Here is an 18,006-nt window from a genome sequence, read left to right on the forward strand (position 1 = left end):
ATCTAAAGAAGGATCGCCGCCGCGAGGCCCAGGAACGCGAAGAAGCCGACCACGTCGGTGATGGTGGTCAGGAACACCGAACTGGCCACCGCCGGGTCGATGCCCAGCTTGTCGAGCCCGATCGGGATCAGCACACCGAACAGACCGGCGACGAACAGGTTGATGACGAGGGCGCAGGCGATGACCCCGCCGATCATGGGCGAGAACCAGAAGGCCGCAATTAGGCCGACCAGCCCCGCGAAGACCCCGCCGTTGATGAGGCCAACCAGCATCTCCTTCCCCACCACGCGCAGCGCGTTGGAGGACGACAGCTCGTGGGTCGCCAGCGCGCGGACGGCGACGGTCAAAGCCTGGGTGCCGGCGTTGCCGCCCATGGACGCGACGATGGGCATCAGAACGGCCAGCGCCACGATCTGCTCGATGGTCGCCTCGAACAGCGAGATGACGCCCGCCGCCAGGAAGGCGGTGACCAGATTGAGCCCCAGCCACCCCACGCGCGATTTGACGATGTCGCCGACGCCGCTGAACACGCCGGTGTCGCCGACGCCGCTCAGCTTGCGGATGTCGTCCTCCGCCTCCTCGTCGATGATGTGAACCACGTCGTCCACAGTGATGACGCCGATCAGCCGCCCGCCGGCATCCACCACCGGGGCGGACACCAGGGCGTATTGGCGGAAGAGGTTCGCCACCTCCTCCTGGTCCATGGTCGCGGGGATGGCGTCCACCTCCTCCGTCACCAGATCGGCGATGCGGGCGGAGCGCTTCTGGCGCAGCAGGCGGGACAGCGGGACCGCGCCCACGACCCGGTGCATGGGATCCACGACGAAGATGTCGTAGAAGTCCTCTGGCAGTTCGTCGGTGGCGGCGCGGACATAGTCGATGGTCTTGCCCACCGTCCAGAACTGCGGCACGGCCACCAGATCGCGCTGCATCAGGCGACCGGCGGTGTATTCGTCGTAGGTCAGGTTTTCCTGGACCAGCGCGCGGTCTTCGGCGGGCAGGTTTTCCAGGATTTCCCGCCGCGTCTCCTCGTCCAGATCCTCGATGACGTCGACGGCGTCGTCGGTGTCCAGCTCGGCAACGGCGGCGGCCAGTTCCTTCGGCTCGAACAGCTCCACGACCTCTTCGCGGAGGTCGGGGTTGAGGTGGGTCAGCACCTCGCCGTCGAAACCGGGCCGCAAAGCCTCGATCAGCCGTTCGCGGTCGTCATGGCCGAGCTGTTCGATCAGGTCGGCGATGTCGGCCGGATGCAACTCGTCCAGCTGGGCGCGCAGATCGTCCAGACGGCCGGCGTTCAGAAGCTCCACGACCTCTTCGACGAACTCCGGCTCGACGCCGTAGGCACGCTCTTCCTCGCCTTCATCGCGGGATTGTTGGGCGTCGCGCGGCTGTTGCGGGCGCTCGGCTGGGCGCGGCTCATCGTCCGGAATACGATTCGGTTCCTGGGGGTCGGCGTGCATGGCGGCACCCTCCCTTAACGATGGCAACGCGCCATGACGGCATGGTCCAGGGAACGGTCGGCCATGGCGCACCGGCGTTTGCAGGTTGGGGGAGCCCCGGTTGCGGAACACCGGGGCGCCCACCGAATATAGGTGCTCAACCGCTTTGTCCAGCGCGGCAAGCGGCGGCGCGGACGGGTGGAGAGCATGGCCCCGCGCGGTCGCCGGTCCGCAAGATCCCGTCGCGCGCACCAACAATTATTGCGCGCATAAAGTAAAAAATTCCCCACCGCTAGCGTTCGTTTCCGTTTCGCATCAGCCCCATGCCGCGCAGCCGATCCATTGCCCGCACGTGTATTCTTGACGTATCGTGGCGCGGTCATAGATTTCGGACGGCGTCACTGGCGCAAAACTTGCGCCGCACCGGAACTTGGTGCACCCATAGGGTGCGCCCGGCTTTCGGCCCCGGCTTTTGTCTTGGGTCTGCGGTCAAGACGGCGCGACGGCACCTCAACAAGCGGAAAGACCGATGGAGTACGCCTTTACCGACGTCGACGGCCAGGAAGGCATTCTCCTGTCGGGGCGCTTCACCTACGACGACAGCCGCAAGTTCCACGACATGCTTGGGCAGTGGGACTTCACGGCACGGCCGCAGGTCAATCTGGACCTGCGTTTCCTGACCTTCATCGATTCGGCGGCCATCGGCATGCTGTTCATCCTGGCCAACCGCTGCCGCGACGCGAAGGGCCTGGTGACGGTCGTCGGCGCGCAGCCCTACATCACGCAGACACTGCGGCGCGTGGCGATGGACCAGTATGTGGAGTTCCGCTGACGGGGCCGGGGTTTTGGGGCCTGCGCGATGCGGATGCGAGGATGCGGATACGAAAAAGCCCGCTTCGATCCGTTTCGGACCGGCGGGCTTTTTTCGTCCTGCCGCCCCCAACCGCCCAAGGGCGTTTGGAGGTGGTGCGGTCGAGAAGACTCGAACTTCCACTCCGGTTAAGGAACAGCGACCTCAACGCTGCGCGTCTACCAATTCCGCCACGACCGCACGAGGCTGGTAGCTCCCGACGAGTCGATTGCTCTTGTCATCGGGTGGAGCGGGGGAATACCAGATCCCCAACGCCCGATCAAGCGGCGTCTCGCGTTCTCCGAAAAGAAAGTCTTCCGAGCCTTCCATGACAGACATCGAATGGCGCATCAGTGACACGCTCGTCCCCTACCCCGAGGCGCTGGCCGAGATGGAGGCCCGCGTCGAGGCGATCCGGGCCGGCACCGCGCCGGAGCTGGTCTGGCTGCTGGAGCACCCGCCGCTCTACACCGCCGGCACCAGCGCCCGCGACGAGGACCTGCTGGAGCCCAACCGCTTCCCGGTCTACCACGCCGGCCGTGGCGGGCAGTTCACCTATCACGGGCCGGGGCAGCGCGTGGCCTACGTCATGCTGGACCTGAAGAAGCGCGGGGCCGACGTCCGCGCCTTCGTCCACGACCTGGAGGAGTGGCTGATCCGCACGCTCGCCTCCTTCAACATCAAGGGGGAGCGGCGCGAGGGGCGCGTTGGCATCTGGGTCAACAAGCAGCCCTATGGCGGCGCCCCCGGCCAGGAGGACAAGATCGCCGCCATCGGCGTGCGGGTGCGCCGCTGGGTGACCTTCCACGGGATCGCCTTGAACGTGGAGCCGGACCTGTCCCATTTCGCCGGCATCGTGCCCTGCGGCATCGCCGAACATGGGGTGACGTCGATGGTCGGGCTCGGCCATCTGGTGACCATGGAAGACGTGGATTCGGCGCTGATCGCGACGTGGCCGGAGGTGTTCGGGGAAGAGGTGTTGGACGAGGAATAAGGTGTCGCGGCGGGCCCCCACCCTGACCCTCCCCCACCTGACGGCGGGGGAGGGAACATGACCTTGCCTCGCCGCAAGACCGTTTACTTCTTGGCGGGCGTGGCCTGCGGGTCATCGTTGAGGACCCGCAGATCCTCGTTGGTGATGGAGACGACCGTGCAGCCGGTGGTGTCGCCGTTGCGGAACAGGTAGATCAGCTTGCGGTCGGCCAGTTTCTTGGTATCCACCAGATTCAGGCCGTGGCCGAAGGCGACGCCCAGAATCTCGCCCTTGAAGACGGCGCGGAAGCGGAGCGGCGACAACTGGCGGAAGTGCCGCGCGGCGCAGGCGTCGCTCAGCTTCTTCTCGATCCGGCCGGCCTTGCGCCAGTCCTGGGTCGAGCGGATCGTCACCCATTGCGGCGGCAGCGGGTACGGCACCACCGGTGGGGACAGGGGCAGGTTGTAGCCGCCGGGCGGGACCGGCGAGAGGTGCTGCGGATCCGTCTTCTCCAGCGGGCTCTGGGCGACGGCCGGAAGAGCGGCCAGAAGGGCGATCGGGAAGAGGATCGCGGGCGCGAGGCGCTTCATCGTCACACCCGCACGTCGAAGCCCTGCTTCTCGATCTCCTTGCCCATGGATCCGGCGGCCTTGGCCCCCTTCTCGCCAAAGGCCGAGGTCAGCAGGCCCTTCAGGTCCAGGGATAGGTGCAGCGCCTCGCCGTCCTTCGGGGCGTTCAAGGGCTTCAGGGTCGCCTGCCCTTCCAGCCCTTCGGACGGCTTGGTCATGGCGCCCTGGAGGCTCTTCATGATGCCGTCCAGTTCCTCGACGCTGAAGCCATCGGCCTGTAGGGTGAAGCTCTCGGACCGCGCGTTCAGCGTGGCGGCCGAACGCTCCATCCCGAACACGGAGCTGCGGCCGTCGGTGGCGGCCTGGACCGTCTCCGACGTGTGGGCCATGGAGAGGGAGGTGCGGTCGAAGGTCAGGGTGAGTGTCTTGCCGCCCTGCTCCAGCGTCAGTTCGATGTTGGTGGCTTCGACGGAGACGGCCGAGGATTCGCGGTGCTGGGACAGTTCGGCGGCTGGCGGCGCCTCGTGGGCGGCCTTTTGGCGCTCGTCCTTGCCGAAACGGTCGGTGAAGCCCTTGACGGCCTCGTCCGTTTCCTCGTCGCCCATGCCGAAGGCCTTCAGCATGCGCCCAAGATCGCGGCCCATGGCCTGCATTACGCCGTCGAGCTGTTCGGCGAATTCGTCGGTATAGTCGAGGATGCCCTGCATCCGGCCCAGCGCGTCGTCGGCCTGGGCGACGCCGTTCTTGGCCGCGTCGCTCGCCCCCTCGGTCAGATCGCGCAGGCGGCCGGTCAGATCCTGAAGGTTGGCACTGAGCAGGAAGGCGGGGTCGGAGGCGTCCTTCTTCTCGGCCTTGGGCTGCGTGTCCCTGGCGGCCTTGTCCTTTGCGGCGGCGGCGCGGGTGAACGCGTTCGCCAGCATGTCCTTCATCGACGTCAGGTCCGACCCGATCACGGCGGCCTCCCAGGAAAGCGGGAACAGGCCGCCAGCCTAGTCAGATCATGGCTAACGAAATCCTAACCCGCGCCCCTAGGCCAGGAAGCTGCTGAAGCGGCCCTTGTTGGTGTCGCGCTCGGGCGATGGGGTCCTTGCGCGCCCCCGTTTGGAGTCCGTGTCCGAATCGTAATCCGGAATGTTGCCGACCTTTTCGTATTTGTGGCTTCCGTTGCATCGCGTGCACAGGGCCCGCAGCTTTGACGGATCGTCATGGTCGGCCCGGATGACGTGGGGCGGTTTGCCCAGCAGCTTTTCGTAACGGCGGCTCCACGGCGGATTGTGGTCCATCGCGGCCGCCCGCATCGTCTCCTTCTTTTTCTTCTTCTTCGTGATGTAGGTGTAGTCCACAAGCTCGAACGCGCCATTCTTTTCGTAGGCGAGCGGCCTGCCGCAACCCGGACAGGTCCACACCGCGTCATAGGCGGCGTTGTAATACTTCTTGCGATGTGCGGTCGTTCGGATCACCTGTTCGACGGTGCCGGACGAAAATGTCCAGCGCGGAGGGCCTTTCTTCGTTGGCTCATAGCTCTCGTCGCTGCTGTCATCTTCCTCCTCGCTGCTGCTGGAGGCCTCCCCCTCGCTTTCGATTTCCATGCGTTGAATGACGCCGCGCGACGGCGCGACGGCTTGGCGTTGCACCACCGCGCCCGGCGGAGAAGGCGCGCGGACGGCGCCATGGTGCGCCGGACATCCGCCTCCGGCCGCAGGTGGCCGCAAGGGGAGATTGGAACGATGGTCCGGGCGCACCCCCGGGGCGAATTTTGGCTGCACAGCGAGCACCGGTCCATGGGCCGGCGCGGGCGGCCCCACCGGCGCGACCGCGCGCTTTGGCTGCACGGCAGGAAACGGTCCGGCGCTGTGGGCCGGAACCGGAGGACCGGGAAGCAGCGGGGACGGGCGCGGTGATGCCGACTTCGCCTGGATCGGGTGCGCCTGGATCGGGTGCGCCTGGATCGGGTGCGGCTGGACCTGCTGCGGTCCGGCGGCGTTCCCCGGCCAACGGATGGCGGGCGTCCCGTTTTGGGGAAACCGCTGCGTCATGCGCCGCGCTCCTGTCCATGGTCATTGGCGCTTCCACCCGCCCCTGGCGAGTCGTGTGGAGTATGAACAATTTTGGGCACGGAGTCACCAGCGCATGCCGTCCCGCCCTCCGCGCGCCGTCCTGAAAGCCGGAAAGCCCGTCACACCGTCGGGCGCTGTTCGAAGGGGCCGGAGCCGGGATCCTCGGCGGGCTCGACGGCGATGTCGCGGACGATGGCGGCGGACGGTCCCTTGCGGCAGGCCTCCAGCATGCGGTCCACGGCGGCGGCGGGGCCGGCGAAGACCGCCTCGACCGTGCCGTCGCTCCGGTTGCGCACCCAGCCGTTCAAGCCGAAGGCCGTGGCCGCGTCCACCGTCCAGCCCCGGTACCAGACGCCCTGCACCCGCCCATGGATGCGGGCGCGGACCGATTTGCGCTCTGCGTCAGTCATTGCCGGACTCCGTCTTGGCCTTGCCCCACCAGCCCATGACATAGGCCGCGTGCACGGCCAGGGGGGCTCCCCAGCCGACCAGGGGGAAGAGGAACCAGGGCGTGCCGGGTGCCAGCAGGGCGTTGATCGGCACCAGAACCACCATCACGCCGAAATAGGCGATCAGGTGGTTCAGGAAGCCGCGCAGGCGCTTGCGCCTGATCGTGTCGTCGGGCGCCTCGTCAGCCGCCTTGTTTTCCGGAGTTTCGACGTCGCTCACGCCGTGCCGGAGGCACTCTTGCGGCGCGCCTCCTCCTCGTCCAGCAGGGCCTTGCGGTTGAGTTTGCCGATCATGGTCTTGGGCAGTTCGTCACGGAATTCGATCACCTTGGGCATCTCGATGGGAGAGAGCTTGTCCTTCAGGAAATCCAGCAGGTCTTCCCGCGTCAAGCTCTGGCCCTCGTCCAGGCGGATGTAGGCCTTGACCGTCTGACCCCGGTATTCGTCGGGCAGGCCCGCCACCACGCATTCGGCCACGGCCGGGTGCAGGTAGATCGCCTCCTCCACGTTGCGCGGGTAAACGTTGAAGCCGCTGCACAGGATCATGTCCTTGATGCGGTCCACGATGAAGGTGTAGCCGGCCTCGTCCATGGTGCCGACGTCGCCGGTGTGCAGGCGTCCGTCGATGAGGGCCATGGCGGTCTCGCTGGGCTTCTTCCAATAGCCCTTCATGACCTGGGGGCCGCGGATGCAGACCTCGCCCTTCTCGCCGGGCGGCAGGACGCGGCGGGGCTCCTCCAGGCTGACGATCTCAATCACCGTGCCGGGCAGCGGCAGGCCGATGGAGCCCGCCTTGTTCACCCCCGTCATCGGGTTGGCCGTGGCGACCGGCGACGCTTCCGACAGACCGTAACCCTCGACCAGCGTGCAGCCGGTGTTGCGCTCGAACGTCTCCTTCACCTCGACGGGCAGCGGGGCGCCGCCGGAGATGCAGAAGCGGATCGAGGACAGGTCGTACTGCGACAGGTTCTTGTGGTGGTTGATCGCCGTGTAGATGGTCGGCACCGCCGGGAACAGCGTCGGCTTCTTCTTGTGGATCGTCTCCATGACCTGATTCAGGTCGAAGCGCGGCAGCATGACGATTTCCGCCCCGAAGCGGATGCTGAAATTCATCACGACGGTCATGGCGAAGACGTGGAAGAAGGGCAGAACGCCCAGCATCCGTTCCTGCCCCGGCCGGGCGCCGTGGAACCACAGGGCGCACTGAACCGTGTTGGCGTAGAGGTTGGCGTGCGTCAGCATCGCCCCCTTGGGCACGCCGGTGGTGCCGCCGGTGTATTGCAGGACGGCGATGTCCTCGGCCGGGTCGATGGCGACCGGCTGGGGGCGGCCGTCGTTGGCGACAAGCTTCTTGAAGGGCATGTGCCGGTCGTCGGCGGGGATGCGCGCGACCTCCGCCCGCTTGACGATGGGAAACAGCAGATTCTTCGGAAAGGGCAGGATGTCGGCCATGGAGCAGACGACCAGCCGCTTCAGCCGCGATTCGGCGAGCATGCGGGCCATCTTGTCGTAGAGCACCTTGAGATCGAGCGTGACCATCATCTCGATCCCGCTGTCGGCGATCTGGTGCTCCAACTCGCGCTCGGCGTAGAGCGGGTTGAAGTTCACCACCGTGCCGCCGGCCTTCAGGATGGCGTAGTAGCAGATCACGTAATAGGGGGTGTTGGGCAGGAACAGGCCGACCCGGATGCCCTTTCCCACCCCGGCCGCCTGAAAGCCCTTGGCGGCGCGGTCCACCATGCGCGCGACCTCGGCGTAGCTGGTGCGCTTGCCCATGAAGTCGAGACATGGCCGGTCGGCGAAGCGGGTCGCCGCCTCATCCAAAAGTGCCGTCAGAGGCAGCGATGGAATCGGGGCGTTCCAATCGACCTCCGCAGGGTAACTGCGTTCCCAGGACTGCTCCGGCAGGTTGCGGGCCGCTTCGCCCATGATCGTCCTCCCCATCGTTTTTCGGTGCCCCCTCTGGTTTGCGGTGGGGCTTTGCGGCAATTGTACCCCTTTTCCTGGCGAAATGGGCCGCGACATGCTCCGCCGCAAGGCCGAGCGTCCGGATGAGCTGTTGCCTTTCGGCTACTGCGGAAGGGCATAGCGGCACGAATGCACCGTCAGACCAATTAAGAGCATTTTCGATAAGGTGTTCGATGTATAATGGAGGCTGATCCTCCCCGGACCCCGGGAATTGAAGGAGCGGCCCCATGCCACTGTCCGGCATCACACGGCCCAGCATCAGCGCGTTCCAGCCGCCCGGCGACCCCGCCGACGGCTATGACCGGCGTGGCGCCGCCTTGGACGGCGTGCGGGCCGACGGCAGCTACTTCGATTCCGAGTTCCAGGCCTACGTGGTCCCGGTGGTGCTGGGGCATCATCGCATCTCCAGCCGCACCGACGACATGCTGGTGACGACTCTCGGCTCCTGCGTCGCGGCCTGCATCCACGATCCAGTGGCGCGGGTCGGCGGCATGAACCATTTCCTGCTGCCGGGCGCGCCGGTGGGCGGCGACGGCTTCGGCGTGGCGACCCGCTACGGCAGCGTGGCGATGGAGCGGCTGATCAACGACCTGCTGGAGCGCGGCGCCCGGCGCGAGCGGCTGGAGGTCAAGGTGTTCGGCGCCTCCCGCGTCATCGAGACCAGCATGGACGTGGGCGCCAGCAACGCAGCCTTCGTGCTGGACTATGTGCAGCGGGAAGGGCTGTCGCTGACGGGCCAGGATCTCGGCGGGCCGGTGGGGCGGCGGGTGCATTTCTTCCCGACCACCGGCAAGGCCTTCCGCCGCCTGCTGCGGCCGGAGACGGAGCGCGAGACGATCCATCAGGAACTGGATTTCCTGAAGATCCTGAAACGGACCCCCGTCGAAGGGGAAGTGGAACTGTTCGACCGGCGCTGAGCGTCCGCTATCGCAGCGCATGGGCGGCCTCGACGGCCATCCATTCGGCCTGGGCGCCATCCTCGCCGTCGGTGAAGACGGCGACGGTCAGGGGGCTGGGGCCGGGGACATGATAGGCGACCGGCGTGCAGCCGGGGCCGCCGCCGGTGTGCCCCCAGAGGGGGCCGGCTTGACCGTCCAGTTCCACCATGAGGCCGAGGCCGTAGGACGGCTCCACCCAGGGGCGATCGCGCATCGGGGTGATGACGGGCTCGGCTTGGGTCATGCGTGAGAGAAGCTCGGGCGGCAGCAGGGCGCCGGTGGACAGGCCGTGCAGAAAGCGGACAGTGTCCAGGGCGCTGGCGGCGACAACTCCGTGGGAGACCCAGCCGGGGTGGTAGAGCGGAACGACGGGGACCGGCGTGCCGTCGCTGCCATCACCAGAGCCCAGGTAGGGGCTGGGGCCGAAGAGAAGCGGGTCCAGATCCTCGCGGCGGGTCGGGACCGTGGGGCCGTCGATGCCGAGGGGCTGGAAGAGTTCGCGGGTCAGGACCTCGGCAAAGGTGAGGCCGGTGGCGCGCTCCAGCACCCGCTTAACCAGCAGATAGCCGATGTTGGAGTAGGAGAACTCGCGGCCGGGCTCGGTGTAGAGGTGGTCGGCGCGGCAGCGGGCCAGGAACTCGTCCTCGGTCCAGGGCTCGGCGCCGGAGCGGACGGCGGCGTGGTAGAGGGGCATGCCGCCGTAATTGTGGAGGGCGGCGCGGTGGGCCAGCACCTGGGCCAGCGTGATGCGGTCAGCGGGACCAAAGTCGGGCAGCCAGCGGTCCAGCGGGGCGTCGAGGTCGAGGACTCCACGGGCCGCCAGACGCAGGATGGCGGCGGCCGACATGGTCTTGGTGATGCTGTAGGTCAGGAAGCGGGACGCGGGGTCCGGCGGGTCATAGCCGTCACGGGCGAGGCCTGTGGTCCAGGCATCGTTGCCCCGGCAGACGGCGAGGACAGCGACTCGGGCGGACGTGGGGGCGGAATTCGGGCCGGGGTCCTCGTTGAGGAGATTGGTGAGTGCCTGGGCGGGGTCGCGGGTCACGCGGCGGCGGAGCCGTGCTTGGCGGCGAGCCAGAGGCCCAGCGCCTTGTCGTCGCGGAGGATGTGGCCGACCAGCCAGTTGCCCACGAAGTCGACGATGCGGGCCGGCGGAAGGGCGGCGCCCGTCTCGTCCATCAGGTCCATGAAGTGGTTGATCTGATCCAGCAGGTCGCCGTGGAGCTGCCGGTGCCGGCCATAGTCGGGATAGCCGTGGCGGCGCATGATCCCCTCCTCCCGTTCGAAATGTTCGCCGACGTGGCGGACGAGATCGTCGAGGGTGGCGCGCAGGAAGGCGGCGTCGCCTTGGCGGGCCGGGTCGGTGAGGCGCTGGAACAGCTCCACCAGTTCCCGGTGTTCGCGGTCGATGGCGGGGGAGCCGACGGACAGGTCGTCGGTCCAGGCGAGAGAGGTCGTCATAAGATTATTCTACTAAAAGAAAGGCCCCCGTGGGAGGGGGCCTTTCCGTAACCATCACGATCCGTTGCCCGTCAGTCGCGCTTGACGGTGTCGGCGTTGAGCGCCGCCTGGGCCGCAGCCAGACGGGCGATCGGCACGCGGTAGGGCGAGCACGACACGTAGTCGAGACCGACCGACTCGCAGAAGGAGATGGAGGCCGGGTCGCCGCCATGCTCGCCGCAGATGCCGAGCTTGATCTTCTCGCGGGTCTTGCGGCCGCGCTCGGCGGCGATGGCGATCAGCTCGCCCACACCTTCCTGGTCGAGCGTCTGGAACGGGTCATGCTCCAGGATGCCCTGGCGCTGGTACTCCGGCAGGAAGGCGCCGGCGTCGTCGCGCGACAGGCCGAAGGCGGTCTGCGTCAGGTCGTTGGTGCCGAAGGAGAAGAACTCCGCCGTCTCCGCGATGTCGCCGGCCCGCAGGGCGGCGCGCGGCAGCTCGATCATCGTGCCGACGAGATAGTCGAACTCCTGGCCGGTGGCGGCCTTCACCTGGGCGGCGGCGCGGTCCACCACCTCCTTCAGGATGTCGAACTCCTTCTTGGTGCCGATGAGCGGGATCATGATCTCCGGCGTCGCCGTCTCGCCCGTGCTCTTGGAGACCTCGGCCACCGCCGTGAAGATGGCGCGGGCCTGCATCTCGTAGATCTCGGGGTAGCTGATGCCGAGACGGCAGCCGCGATGGCCGAGCATCGGGTTCGCCTCGTGCAGCTGCACCGTGCGGTGGTGCACCCGCAGCGGGTCGGTGCCGGTGGCCTTGGCGACCTCGGCCATGTCCTCTTCGGTGTTCGGCAGGAACTCGTGCAGCGGCGGGTCGAGCAGGCGGATCGTCACCGGCAGGCCGGACATGATCGTGAACAGCTCGACGAAGTCCTGCTTCTGGAACGGCTCCAGCTTGGCCAGCGCGGCGCGGCGGCCGGCCTCGTTCTCCGCCAGGATCATCTCGCGCACGGCGAGGATGCGCGCCGGGTCGAAGAACATGTGCTCGGTGCGGCAGAGACCGATGCCCTCGGCGCCGAACTTGCGGGCGGTGCGGGCGTCCAGCGGGGTTTCCGCGTTGGTGCGGATCTTCATCCGGCGGATCGAGTCGGCCCAGCCCATCAGCGTGGCGAAGTCGCCCGACAGCTCCGGCTGGATGGTCGGGACTTCGCCCAGCATCACCTCGCCGGTCGAGCCGTCGATGGTGACGATGTCGCCTTCCTTCACGACCGTGCCGCGCACCGTCATGGTCTTGGTCTTGTAGTCGATGCGCAGGTCACCCGCACCCGACACGCAGGCGCGGCCCATGCCGCGCGCCACCACGGCAGCGTGGCTGGTCATGCCGCCGCGCGTCGTCAGGATGCCGCGGGCGGCGTGCATGCCGTGGATGTCCTCGGGCGAGGTTTCCACGCGGCAAAGGATGACCGCGTCGCCCAGCCCGGCCTGCGCCTCCGCCTCGTCGGCGGTGAAGACGACCTTGCCGGAGGCGGCGCCGGGCGACGCCGGCAAGCCCTTGGCGATCACGGTGCGGTCGGCCTTCGGATCCAGCGTCGGGTGCAGAAGCTGGTCGAGCGAGGCCGGGTCGATGCGGCGCACGGCCTCCGCCTGGTCGATCAGCCCTTCGTTGGCGAGATCAACGGCGATCTTCAGCGCCGCCGGGGCGGTGCGCTTGCCGTTGCGGGTCTGCAGCATGAACAGCTTGTTCTGCTGGACCGTGAATTCGATGTCCTGCATGTCGCGGTAGTGCTTCTCCAGCTTGAGGCGGACCTCGTTCAGCTGGTTGAAGACCTCCGGCATGACCTCTTCCATGGCGGGGAGGTCGGACTTGTTGGCGTGCTTGCCGGCGATGGTCAGGTGCTGCGGCGTGCGGATGCCGGCCACCACGTCCTCGCCCTGGGCGTTGACGAGATATTCGCCGTAGAAGGCGTTCTCACCGGTGGACGGGTTGCGGGTGAAGGCCACGCCGGTGGCGCAGTCGTTGCCCATGTTGCCGAACACCATGCACTGCACGTTGACCGCCGTGCCCCATTCGGCCGGGATGTCGTGCAGCTTGCGGTAGGTGATGGCGCGGGCGTTCATCCAGGAGCCGAACACGGCGCCGATGGCGCCCCACAGCTGCTCCTGCACGTCCTGCGGGAAGGGCTTGCCCAGCTCGTGCTCGACGGCTTTCTTGTAGCCTTCGATGACCGACTGCCAGTCTTCGGCCTTCAGGTCGGTGTCGAGGTTGTAGCCCTTGTCGCGCTTGTGGTTGTCCAGGATCTCCTCGAAATGGTGGTGATCGACGTCGAGCACCACGTTCGAGTACATCTGGATGAAGCGGCGGTAGCTGTCGTAGGCGAAGCGCGGATCGCCCGAGCGCTTGGCGAGGCCGGCGGCGGTCTCGTCGTTGAGGCCGAGGTTCAGCACCGTGTCCATCATGCCCGGCATGGACGCGCGGGCGCCGGAGCGCACCGAGACCAGCAGCGGGTTGGCCGGATCGCCGAAGGTGGCGTCCATGGCCCGCTCCAGCCGCTGCACGGCGGCGGCGACCTGGGCCTTCAGCTCCGCCGGGTAGGTGCGGCCGTTGGCGTAATAATAGGTGCACAGCTCGGTGGTGATGGTGAAGCCCGGAGGGACGGGAAGACCGAGGTTGGCCATCTCGGCCAGATTGGCACCCTTACCACCGAGCAGGTTCTTCATATCCGCCCGGCCTTCGGTGGCATCGGCCCCGAAGCTGTAGACCCACTTGCTTTCGCCCTGGCTCGCCATCGTGAAATCCTCGTTCACTCTCATGGTCGTCCGGCACCGGGCCGCACGGTCGTAAAACTGGTATGACCGCGCGACCGTCTCCGATATGCGCCCTTCTAGCCCCGCGCGGAAGGAGAAGACAAGACGATCCGTTGCATAGCGTGAACGCGACCGTGTTGGTCCCTTCGTTGCCACAGGGGTCGGAAGGGGTGGAACGGAGGGGGTGGAGACGCCCGGCCGATTGTGCATCGTTGTGCAGATTCCGGCGATTTTCAAAAATGCACAATGGCGTTTTTGGGCGTTTTCTCCTTTCATTTCAGCGCGTTGCAGTGGTTTGTTTGCGCCCTTATGTTGTGCGGTCAATGCACAACGATTTGTGTGCTTATGGCTAGGCGCGGCGGGGCGTTTTTTTCGGTCCAGGGACGCGCGACACGGGATCACCGGAAGGGAAGATCCGGAGCGAATTCATCCTGCCAATCGAAAGGAACCGACTCGGGCAGGTCCATTTCGGGAACGCGCTCGGCGCGGTCGGCGATGTCGGGACCGGGCGGATCGCCGGGACCGTCAAGCGCCGGAACCGCCGCGAGCTTCAACTGACCGGCCAGCCAGCGGATCGTGTGCATGTCGCCCTTACTGATGGCGTTTTCGATGTGGGCGGTCACGACGTGGGAGAGGGAACGCAGGCGGGCCGATGCCTCACGGCGCAGGCAGGCGCGTTCCCATTCCACGCGTTCGCGGAAGGCGCGAGAGACGTAGTAGGCGCGCCAGATGGTGTTGCGGTGGCAACCCATGGCGCGGGCCACTTGGAGCACTGGCCAGCCGGACGCGAGGCGATGCGCCGCCATGGCCCAATCGGCGTCGGAGTAGCGGGAGCCGGGAACGAGTTGGCCGTTGGGCGGGATCGGGGGTTCGGACAGTTCGACGGGGAGGTTGGTGACAGTGGGGTGCGGGGGCATGGGGTGTATTCCTGGCCTTGTTTTCTGCATATATTCCTATCATAGGAGTTGCAGAATCGGCAAGGCAGGACGCCGTCAAGCAGAATGAAGATAGTTTGCCCCTCACCCGCCCCGCTCACGCGGGGCAACTCTCTCCCACAGGGAGAGGGTTCGTGCTGCGCACGAGCCCCCTCACCCTAACCCTCTCCCCGGAGGGGAGAGGGGACACCGAATGGGGGGAGAGCAGTGAATAAAAAAGCCGGGGGCCCGAAGGCACCCCGGCTTTTTCGTGGAGTGAGGTGCGCTTACCCCTCGATGCGCGAGAAGTCGGCGACCGCGTTCAGCGTGCTGCGGATCTGGCTGAGCAGGCGCAGGCGGTTGGCGCGGAGGCCGGCGTCGTCGGCGTTCACCGTCACCTTGTCGAAGAAGGCGTCCACCGGGCCGCGCAGGCGGGCAAGCGCCGCCATGGTGCCGGTGAAGTCCTCGTTCGCGAGGAGGGGTTTGGCGGTCTCGGCGGCGTCGGTCAGGGCGCCGTAGAGATCCTTTTCCTCGGCCAGGGTCAGCAGGGCGGCATCGACCGGCTGGTCGTAGGTCTTGCCGTCCTTCTTTTCCTCGATGCGGACGATGTTGCTGGCGCGCTTGTAGGCGGCCAGCAGGTTGGCACCCTCATCGGAGCCGACGAACTCCTGCAACGCCTTCACGCGGGCGAGCAGGCGGACGAGGTCGTCCTCGCCGCCGAGCGCGAAGACCGCGTCGATCAGGTCGTGGCGGACACCCTGGTCGCGCAGCGTGACCTTCAGGCGGTCGGCGAAGAAGGCCATGAGGTCGGACGACACCGCATCGGCGGCGGCGAAGCCGTTGACGCCGTAGGCACCGTGCGCGGCCTTGAAGACCTGGGACAGGTTCAGGCGCAGGCCGTTTTCCAGGATCAGGCGGATGATGCCCAGTGCGGCGCGGCGCAGCGCGTAGGGGTCCTTGGAGCCCGTGGGCTTCTCGTCGATGGCGAAGAAGCCGACCAGCGTGTCGAGCTTGTCGGCCAGCGCGACCGCGACGGAGACCGGAGCGTTCGGGCAGGAGTCGGAGGGGCCGAGCGGCTTGTAATGCTCGGCGATGGCCTCGGCGACCACCGGGTTCTCACCCTCGCCCAGCGCGTAGTAGCGGCCCATGATGCCCTGGACCTCGGGGAACTCGCCGACCACTTCGGTGACGAGGTCCGCCTTGGCGAGCAGGGCGGCGCGGGTCGCTGCGTTGGCATCCGCGCCGATGGCACGGGCGATCTCCGCCGCCAGAACCTGCACGCGGGTCACCTTCTCCGACACCGTGCCGAGCTTGGCGTGGAAGGTGATGGCGGCGAGCTTGGAGACGCGGTCCTCAAGCTTCGTCTTGCGGTCCTGGTCCCAGAAGAACTTGGCGTCGGACAGGCGGGCGCGCAGGACGCGCTCGTTGCCGGCGACGATGGCCTTGCCGCCGTCGGTCGTCACCATGTTGGCGACGACGACGAAGCGCGGCGCCATCTTGCCGGCCTTGTCGAGCACCGCGAAATACTTCTGGTGCGTGCGCATGGAGGTGATGAGAACCTCCGACGGCACGTCCATGAACTTCTCGTCGATGGAGCCGATCAGCACGACCGGCCATTCGACAAGGCCGGCGACCTCTTCCAGCAGGCCGTCGTCGGGGGAGAGCGTCAGGCCCTCCTTGGCGGCCAGAGCCTCAGCGTCGGCCTTGATCTTGGCCTTGCGCTCCTCGCGGTCGAGGATGACGTGGGCCTCAGCGAGCTTGGCCTTGTAGTCGGCGAAGTTCTCGACCGTGAAGGCGTCGGGGGAGAGGAAACGGTGGCCGCGGGTGCTGTTGCCGAAGGCCAGCTTGCCCTGGACTCCGCCGAGGTCGTAGGCGCCGTCCAGAACCTTGCCGCCGAAGACCGCGATGATGGAGTGCAGCGGACGCACCCAGCGCACCGTGCTGGTGCCCCAGCGCATGGACTTCGGCCAGGGGAATTCAGCCATCACGGCGGGGATGATCTCCGCCAGCACCTCGGCGGTGGCGCGGCCCTTCTTCTCGGCGACGGCGAAGTAGAAGACGCCCTTGCCGGTGTCGCGCTGCTCGCACTGGTCGAGGCTGGTCAGGCCGGCGGACTTCAGGAAGCCCTGGACCGCCTGCTCGGGCGAGCCGACGCGGGGACCCTTCTTTTCCTCTTTCACGTCGGCGGTGCGCTCGGGCAGGCCGTCGATGACGAGGGCGAGGCGGCGGGGGGTCGAATGGGCCTGCGCGTCCGTGAAGGTCAGGCCGTTGGCGGCCAGACGGTCGGTGACGAGGCGCTTGAGGTCGTCAGCCGCGCGCGCCTGCATGCGGGCGGGGATTTCCTCGGAGAAGAATTCGATGAGCAATTCGGGCATGTTACTTGGCCCCTCCGGCGGTCCACGCCTCGCAGCAGGCCTTCGCCAGCGCGCGGACGCGGCCGATGTAGGCGGCGCGCTCCACGACGCTGATGACGCCGCGCGCGTCCAGCAGGTTGAAAAGGTGGGACGCCTTGATGCACTGGTCGTAGGCCGGCAGGGCCACGCCCTTGGCGATCAGGGACTGGCACTCGGCCTCGGCGTCCTTGAAATGCTGGAGCAGCATGTCGGTGTTGGCGTGTTCGAAGTTGTGCGCCGAATACTCGACCTCGGCGCGCTTGAAGACGTCGCCGTACTTGACGCCCTGGCCGTTGAAGTCGAGGTCGTAGACGTTCTCGACGCCCTGGACGTACATGGCGAGGCGCTCAAGCCCGTAGGTCAGCTCGACCGCCACGGGGTCGCACTCGATGCCGCCGACCTGCTGGAAATAGGTGTACTGCGTGACCTCCATGCCGTCGCACCACACCTCCCACCCCAGGCCCCAGGCGCCGAGCGTCGGGCTCTCCCAGTCGTCCTCGACGAAGCGGATGTCGTGCAGCGACGGGTCGATGCCCAGCACCTTCAGGCTTTCCAGATACAGCTCCTGCGCGTTGGCCGGCGAGGGCTTCAGGATCACCTGATACTGGTAATAGTGCTGGAGACGGTTCGGATTCTCGCCGTAGCGCCCATCCTTCGGCCGGCGGGAGGGCTGCACGTAGGCCGCCTTCCAGGCGTCGGGACCGAGTGCGCGCAGCGTCGTCGCCGGGTGGAAGGTGCCCGCGCCAACCTCCATGTCGTAGGGCTGGAGGATGACGCAGCCCTGCTCCGACCAGAACTGGTGAAGCTTGAGGATCAGGGCCTGGAAAGACAGGCCGCGATTGTCTTTGGGAATCCCGCTCTGGGAGGCCATCGGCGGTCACGTACGATTATTGTTGAAAAAGCGCGCCGCACGATACGCGCCAGCATTCTTGCTTGCAAGCCGCCTTAGCGGCCGTAGGGGCAGCCGGGACGGCCGCAGGACACCGCCGAATGGGGGGCGACGTAGGCGCCGCACTCCGGGCACTTCTCCATGTCCTCGGCGGAGACGCGGGAGGATTGGGCGGTGCCCCCCGTCTGGCGCTTCTGCTCGCGCTCGCGTTCGCGCAGGCGCTCGCGCCCGACCGCGCCGACGCGGTTGTACCAGCGCCAGCCGAACCAGACCGCGCCGATCACCAGCGCCAGGAGCAGTATCTTTCCGAACATGCCGCAGGA

Annotated in this window: 17 protein-coding genes and 1 tRNA gene; 3 read left to right on the plus strand and 15 right to left on the minus strand. The window is 67.1% G+C overall.

The window, feature by feature from the left end; genetic code table 11:
* Window positions 1-2 precede the first annotated feature (2 nt).
* Entirely contained in the window at window positions 3-1,460 is a 1,458-nt protein-coding gene (gene mgtE, locus J2852_RS22675) for a magnesium transporter (protein ID WP_209880143.1), read from the minus strand.
* Between the two features lie 508 nt (window positions 1,461-1,968).
* On the opposite strand from mgtE, the gene J2852_RS22680 reads away from it, so the two are divergent.
* Entirely contained in the window at window positions 1,969-2,271 is a 303-nt protein-coding gene (locus tag J2852_RS22680; protein ID WP_209880145.1) for an STAS domain-containing protein, read from the plus strand.
* A 132-nt stretch (window positions 2,272-2,403) separates the two neighbouring features.
* Here J2852_RS22680 and J2852_RS22685 read toward each other — a convergent pair.
* Window positions 2,404-2,490: transfer RNA gene (locus J2852_RS22685), tRNA-Leu, on the minus strand.
* A 64-nt stretch (window positions 2,491-2,554) separates the two neighbouring features.
* Here J2852_RS22685 and lipB point away from each other — a divergent pair.
* Window positions 2,555-3,283 carry a lipoyl(octanoyl) transferase LipB gene (gene lipB, locus J2852_RS22690; protein ID WP_343206804.1) on the plus strand — a complete coding sequence of 243 codons (729 nt, stop codon included), beginning with the start codon at window positions 2,555-2,557 and terminating at the stop codon, window positions 3,281-3,283.
* Window positions 3,284-3,366: 83 nt separating this feature from the next.
* Here lipB and J2852_RS22695 read toward each other — a convergent pair whose 3' ends face one another.
* The 6 genes from J2852_RS22695 to J2852_RS22720 form a co-directional block, all read right to left on the minus strand.
* Window positions 3,367-3,852 carry a hypothetical protein gene (locus J2852_RS22695; RefSeq protein ID WP_246499922.1) on the minus strand — a complete coding sequence of 162 codons (486 nt, stop codon included), beginning with the start codon at window positions 3,850-3,852 and terminating at the stop codon, window positions 3,367-3,369.
* A gap of 2 nt (window positions 3,853-3,854) precedes the next feature.
* Window positions 3,855-4,784, minus strand: coding sequence for a hypothetical protein (locus J2852_RS22700; protein ID WP_209880149.1), 930 nt, complete (start codon window positions 4,782-4,784; stop codon window positions 3,855-3,857).
* A 75-nt stretch (window positions 4,785-4,859) separates the two neighbouring features.
* Entirely contained in the window at window positions 4,860-5,867 is a 1,008-nt protein-coding gene (locus J2852_RS22705; protein WP_209880151.1) for a hypothetical protein, read from the minus strand.
* 140 nt (window positions 5,868-6,007) lie between these two features.
* Window positions 6,008-6,298: an acylphosphatase gene (locus J2852_RS22710; protein WP_209880153.1), complete on the minus strand. Its 291-nt coding sequence runs from the start codon at window positions 6,296-6,298 to the stop codon at window positions 6,008-6,010.
* On the minus strand, window positions 6,291-6,557 hold the full coding sequence (locus J2852_RS31670) for a 2TM domain-containing protein (RefSeq protein WP_209880154.1): 267 nt from the start codon (window positions 6,555-6,557) through the stop codon (window positions 6,291-6,293). The genes J2852_RS22710 and J2852_RS31670 overlap by 8 nt, the downstream gene beginning before the upstream one ends.
* Complete coding sequence (locus tag J2852_RS22720) at window positions 6,554-8,266, minus strand: long-chain-fatty-acid--CoA ligase (RefSeq protein WP_209880156.1); 1,713 nt, start codon at window positions 8,264-8,266, stop codon at window positions 6,554-6,556. Before J2852_RS22720 ends, J2852_RS31670 begins: the two co-directional genes overlap by 4 nt.
* Window positions 8,267-8,532: 266 nt before the next feature.
* On the opposite strand from J2852_RS22720, the gene J2852_RS22725 reads away from it, so the two are divergent.
* Window positions 8,533-9,222 carry a chemotaxis protein gene (locus tag J2852_RS22725; RefSeq protein WP_209880158.1) on the plus strand — a complete coding sequence of 230 codons (690 nt, stop codon included), beginning with the start codon at window positions 8,533-8,535 and terminating at the stop codon, window positions 9,220-9,222.
* 7 nt (window positions 9,223-9,229) lie between these two features.
* Here J2852_RS22725 and J2852_RS22730 read toward each other — a convergent pair whose 3' ends face one another.
* From J2852_RS22730 to J2852_RS22760, 7 genes are all read right to left on the minus strand, one after another.
* Window positions 9,230-10,288: a serine hydrolase domain-containing protein gene (locus tag J2852_RS22730; protein WP_209880160.1), complete on the minus strand. Its 1,059-nt coding sequence runs from the start codon at window positions 10,286-10,288 to the stop codon at window positions 9,230-9,232.
* Window positions 10,285-10,704 (minus strand): bacteriohemerythrin, encoded by a 420-nt coding sequence (locus tag J2852_RS22735; RefSeq protein WP_209880162.1) that lies wholly within the window; start codon window positions 10,702-10,704, stop codon window positions 10,285-10,287. Before J2852_RS22735 ends, J2852_RS22730 begins: the two co-directional genes overlap by 4 nt.
* Window positions 10,705-10,775: 71 nt before the next feature.
* A complete protein-coding gene (gene ppdK / locus J2852_RS22740) occupies window positions 10,776-13,469 on the minus strand; it encodes a pyruvate, phosphate dikinase (protein ID WP_209880308.1) in 2,694 nt (897 codons plus the stop codon).
* Between the two features lie 416 nt (window positions 13,470-13,885).
* Window positions 13,886-14,404: a helix-turn-helix domain-containing protein gene (locus J2852_RS22745; protein ID WP_209880164.1), complete on the minus strand. Its 519-nt coding sequence runs from the start codon at window positions 14,402-14,404 to the stop codon at window positions 13,886-13,888.
* A gap of 284 nt (window positions 14,405-14,688) precedes the next feature.
* A complete protein-coding gene (glyS, locus tag J2852_RS22750; protein WP_209880166.1) occupies window positions 14,689-16,776 on the minus strand; it encodes a glycine--tRNA ligase subunit beta in 2,088 nt (695 codons plus the stop codon).
* Window position 16,777: 1 nt separating this feature from the next.
* On the minus strand, window positions 16,778-17,665 hold the full coding sequence (locus J2852_RS22755; RefSeq protein WP_209880168.1) for a glycine--tRNA ligase subunit alpha: 888 nt from the start codon (window positions 17,663-17,665) through the stop codon (window positions 16,778-16,780).
* 74 nt (window positions 17,666-17,739) lie between these two features.
* Window positions 17,740-17,997, minus strand: coding sequence for a hypothetical protein (locus tag J2852_RS22760; RefSeq protein ID WP_209880170.1), 258 nt, complete (start codon window positions 17,995-17,997; stop codon window positions 17,740-17,742).
* Window positions 17,998-18,006 lie beyond the last annotated feature (9 nt).

Source organism: Azospirillum soli (assembly GCF_017876165.1).
GTDB classification, from domain to species: Bacteria; Pseudomonadota; Alphaproteobacteria; order Azospirillales; family Azospirillaceae; genus Azospirillum; species Azospirillum soli.

What these genes read in the sequence shown, in the direction of transcription:
- mgtE (WP_209880143.1), bottom strand. Translation starts at nt 1,460, where the DNA reads ATGCACGCCGACCCCCAGGAACCGAATCGTATTCCGGACGATGAGCCG.
- J2852_RS22680 (WP_209880145.1), top strand. Translation starts at nt 1,969, where the DNA reads ATGGAGTACGCCTTTACCGACGTCGACGGCCAGGAAGGCATTCTCCTG.
- J2852_RS22695 (WP_246499922.1), bottom strand. Translation starts at nt 3,852, where the DNA reads ATGAAGCGCCTCGCGCCCGCGATCCTCTTCCCGATCGCCCTTCTGGCC.
- J2852_RS22705 (WP_209880151.1), bottom strand. Translation starts at nt 5,867, where the DNA reads ATGACGCAGCGGTTTCCCCAAAACGGGACGCCCGCCATCCGTTGGCCG.
- J2852_RS22710 (WP_209880153.1), bottom strand. Translation starts at nt 6,298, where the DNA reads ATGACTGACGCAGAGCGCAAATCGGTCCGCGCCCGCATCCATGGGCGG.
- J2852_RS22720 (WP_209880156.1), bottom strand. Translation starts at nt 8,266, where the DNA reads ATGGGCGAAGCGGCCCGCAACCTGCCGGAGCAGTCCTGGGAACGCAGT.
- J2852_RS22725 (WP_209880158.1), top strand. Translation starts at nt 8,533, where the DNA reads ATGCCACTGTCCGGCATCACACGGCCCAGCATCAGCGCGTTCCAGCCG.
- J2852_RS22735 (WP_209880162.1), bottom strand. Translation starts at nt 10,704, where the DNA reads ATGACGACCTCTCTCGCCTGGACCGACGACCTGTCCGTCGGCTCCCCC.
- ppdK (WP_209880308.1), bottom strand. Translation starts at nt 13,469, where the DNA reads ATGGCGAGCCAGGGCGAAAGCAAGTGGGTCTACAGCTTCGGGGCCGAT.
- J2852_RS22745 (WP_209880164.1), bottom strand. Translation starts at nt 14,404, where the DNA reads ATGCCCCCGCACCCCACTGTCACCAACCTCCCCGTCGAACTGTCCGAA.
- glyS (WP_209880166.1), bottom strand. Translation starts at nt 16,776, where the DNA reads ATGCCCGAATTGCTCATCGAATTCTTCTCCGAGGAAATCCCCGCCCGC.
- J2852_RS22755 (WP_209880168.1), bottom strand. Translation starts at nt 17,665, where the DNA reads ATGGCCTCCCAGAGCGGGATTCCCAAAGACAATCGCGGCCTGTCTTTC.
- J2852_RS22760 (WP_209880170.1), bottom strand. Translation starts at nt 17,997, where the DNA reads ATGTTCGGAAAGATACTGCTCCTGGCGCTGGTGATCGGCGCGGTCTGG.